General features: G+C 69.6%; 4 protein-coding genes. All 4 read right to left on the reverse strand.

Annotated features, from left to right (window positions below):
• Window positions 1-452 precede the first annotated feature (452 nt).
• Window positions 453-887 carry a pseudoazurin gene (locus Q4F04_RS15135; protein ID WP_303370623.1) on the reverse strand — a complete coding sequence of 145 codons (435 nt, stop codon included), beginning with the start codon at window positions 885-887 and terminating at the stop codon, window positions 453-455.
• Between the two features lie 85 nt (window positions 888-972).
• Complete coding sequence (locus Q4F04_RS15140) at window positions 973-1,668, reverse strand: Crp/Fnr family transcriptional regulator (RefSeq protein WP_303370624.1); 696 nt, start codon at window positions 1,666-1,668, stop codon at window positions 973-975.
• A gap of 69 nt (window positions 1,669-1,737) precedes the next feature.
• The gene (locus Q4F04_RS15145) at window positions 1,738-2,241 is read right to left on the reverse strand and encodes a DUF2249 domain-containing protein (RefSeq protein WP_303370625.1); all 504 of its coding nucleotides are present in this window, start codon (window positions 2,239-2,241) and stop codon (window positions 1,738-1,740) included.
• Window positions 2,242-2,288: 47 nt separating this feature from the next.
• On the reverse strand, window positions 2,289-3,105 hold an 817-nt coding region (locus Q4F04_RS15150; RefSeq protein WP_303370626.1), incomplete at its 5' end, for an FAD:protein FMN transferase.

The following is a 3,105-nucleotide window of genomic DNA, read 5'->3' on the forward strand; positions in this document are numbered from 1 at the left end:
GCGCCGGACCGGCCGATGACGCCGGTGATGCCGCCCGCCTGCACGTCCAGGCTGACCCGGTCCAGCGCGGCCACGTCACCGCCCTTCTGGGGCCATGTCTTCATGACATCCCGGAAGGTGATGGCGGGGAAAGGATCTGCGCTGTTGCCCATGCGCGGTCAGGTACCGGGACTGGGGGCCGTCTTCAATGGCTGCGCCCCTGCAACCGCAGGAAAAGGACAGGGTTCGCCCTGTCGCCAAGACCGGCGCGAAATGGTTTGCGTGATCCTTGAGGGCACGGGAATCATTCCCGATGACGACGTGTTACGAAGACAACTTCTCTCCGCAACGCCGGAAACCGTCCATTCACCGACGAATTTCCCTTTCGCGGGCCTTCCGGTCAGAGCGCACGGTAAGCGCCCATGCAAAAGCGGCCCCAAGGGGACCGCCTGCATCCGCGTGACGAGGATGGATCAGCGCGTGACCTTGGCCAGTTCCGCGTCCAGCCGCTCGCGCGCGCGCTTGGGCAGCTTGCCTTCGGCCAGCACGTCGTAGTTCGAGGCATCGGCACCGACCTGGATCACCCCCACCATGCCCATCGGCGTATGGGGCGTGCAGCGGACGCCATAAAGACCCGGCTCGGTCACGGTCAGGACATATTCCTCGTTCACCTTGGACTTGAACTCCTCGACCCCTTCGGGAAGCATCCCCTTGATCGAGGCGACGTCATGGCTCTTGTCGGTGGGCACGAAGGTGATGGTGTCGCCGATCTCGGCCTGCACGAAGGCGGGCTGGAACACCATCGGGCCTTCGTCGCCCTTGTTCAGCATCTCGACGCGGTGGTCGGCGGCCATGGCCGGAGCGGCGAGGAACGCGAGGGCCAGCGCGACGGAAATGGAACGTTTCATTCGTCTTGTCTCCTTCAGACGGGGAATCACCCGTTGAGAAGAACACTAGGTCTTTCCGCAGACGCGATTGTTGCGCTGCCGCAAACTAGTCCTCCTCGCCCGCGATTTCCTGCAGCGCCGCCAGATCGGCGATGACGACCTTGCGCCGCCCGCGCCCCAGCACCCCCTGTCCTTCCCAGGCGGCCATGATGCGGGACACGGTATGCAGGGTATTGCCGCTCATGTCCGCGATGTCCTGGCGGGTCAGGGGGTAGGGCAGCTCGATCCCCCCTTCGGTGTCCAGCGCGTCGTCCCCCGCCTTGGCCCGCAGCCGCAGCACCAGCCGGGCCACGCGGCGGGCGGCTTCCTCGGTGGTCATCTCGCGCAGGCGGTCATGGGCCTCGTCCAGCTTGCGCCCGATCGCCTGCACGATCGACAGCGTGACGGATGGCGCGGCGCCCAGCACCGCCTGCCAGCGGCGGCGGGGCCAGACCAGCGCCTCGCTGTCCACGATCGCCTCGCAGGTGCCGGGGTAAAGGTCGCGCTGCAAGGCCGGGGCAAAGCCGAAGAACTCGCCCGGATGGACGATGCGGACAATCAGCTTCTGCCCGTCGGCCGTGACCTGCGTGACCTTGAGCCAGCCTTCCTTCAGCAGGAAGAAGCGGTCGGCGGGGTCGCCCTGCAGGAACAGCGGCTCGCCCGCGGACAGCCGGGCGGTGGTGGTGCCGGTCAGGATCGTCCCCACCTCGGCGGGGCTGAGGCCCTGAAAGGCGGCGCGGACGGTCGGGTGGTCGTCGGGCATGGGGCCGCAACCTTTCGGGACGGGAACTGGCCCGCCCTTCTATCCCGCTCCGGCGTGGAAAGTGAACCGTCAGCCGCTGCCGGCGCGGCGCACCAGCAGCCGGTAGCCGCTGGCATCGGCGGCATGGTTGCCGACCCAAGCATGGCCCTGCGCCTTCAGTTGCGGCAGCAGCGACAGGGGCTCGCGATCGAGAAGCGCGAAGATCACTTCTTCCGGCGGGGCGGCCTCGACCTCGGCCAGCAGGCGCCGCATCGGTTCGGGCGGCTCCATTCCCGTCAGGTCCAGAAGCCGCGTGGGCGCGGGCCAGTCGGCCGCGTCGAGCGAGCTTCCCGCCGTCAGCGTCCCCGGCGCAGGCTGGAAATCCACCTGCCACAACGCGCCGTCCAAGGCCGTTTCCGCAAGCGTGAAGCCGCGGTTCCGCAGCACGCTCATCAGCGGGACCGGGCGGAAGGGCGCGATCAGGCGCAGGGTCTGGCCCGGTCCCAGCGCCTCGGCCGCCTGCATGACCGCGGCGAATGGCTCTTGCCCCGAGGCGAGCAGGGGGCGGACGTCGAGGGTGACGATCCGGTTCATCTGCATCCTCCCTGATGCGCCCTGCGGGTTGCGCCCGGCATGACGCGCTATCCGCTGAAGCGGCTTTCGCGGCCCTGCGCGTCCAGCGCGCGGACCTCGATGCCGGGCAGCCCGGCCAGCGTGCCGCGGATCGCGGGCGCGGGGGCAAGCGACAGGCCGGTGGACAGCGCATCGGCCAGCCCCGCCTGCGGCGCGATGACGGCGATGCGTCGCCATTCGGCGCGCGGGGTGCCCGCGCCGGGGTCGATCAGATGCGGCAGCCGGCCTTCAGCGTCGAAGCTGAAGCCCGCGGCTTCGGTGACGGCCAGCGCCCGGTCGGCAAGCTCGACCTCGCCGCCGCCTGACAGGCCCACGCGCCACGGCTCATGGGCGCTGCGCCCGCCGATGGCGCTGATCTCGCCCATGTTGACCAGCGTGTGCCGCGCGCCCTCGGCCCGCAGCATCGCGGCGATCCGGTCCGAGATATAGCCCTGCGCGATCCCGTTCAGCGTCAGTTCGGTGCCGCGCGGCATGGCGATGCGATCCTCGCCGATATGGACGCGGTCGAAGCCGATCAGGCCGCGCGCCGATTCCAGCGCCGCCGCATCCGCGCCTGTGGCGTAGGCGCGCCAGAGCGGCTGCACGGTCGGATCGAAACGGCCCTCGGTCGCGGCATGGACCTGTTGCGCAAGCAGCAGCGCCTCGACCAGTTCGGGGCTGGGCGCGGCCAGCGCGCCCGCGCGGTTCAGCCGCGAAAGCTCGGAATCGGCGCGGTAGAGGGTGAAGATGCCTTCGAGCCGCCGCAACTCGGATTCGACCCGGCGCAGGACCGCTTCCGCCCGCGCAGGGTCGGGATGGTTCAGGATCAGCGTGGCTTCCGCCCCC

Source organism: Paracoccus sp. (in: a-proteobacteria) (assembly GCF_030536915.1).
Taxonomy (GTDB): Bacteria; Pseudomonadota; Alphaproteobacteria; order Rhodobacterales; family Rhodobacteraceae; genus Paracoccus.

Excerpts from the sequence above, each read along its gene's own strand:
- Q4F04_RS15140 (WP_303370624.1), bottom strand. The coding sequence starts at position 1,668 with ATGCCCGACGACCACCCGACCGTCCGCGCCGCCTTTCAGGGCCTCAGC.
- Q4F04_RS15135 (WP_303370623.1), bottom strand. The coding sequence starts at position 887 with ATGAAACGTTCCATTTCCGTCGCGCTGGCCCTCGCGTTCCTCGCCGCT.
- Q4F04_RS15145 (WP_303370625.1), bottom strand. The coding sequence starts at position 2,241 with ATGAACCGGATCGTCACCCTCGACGTCCGCCCCCTGCTCGCCTCGGGG.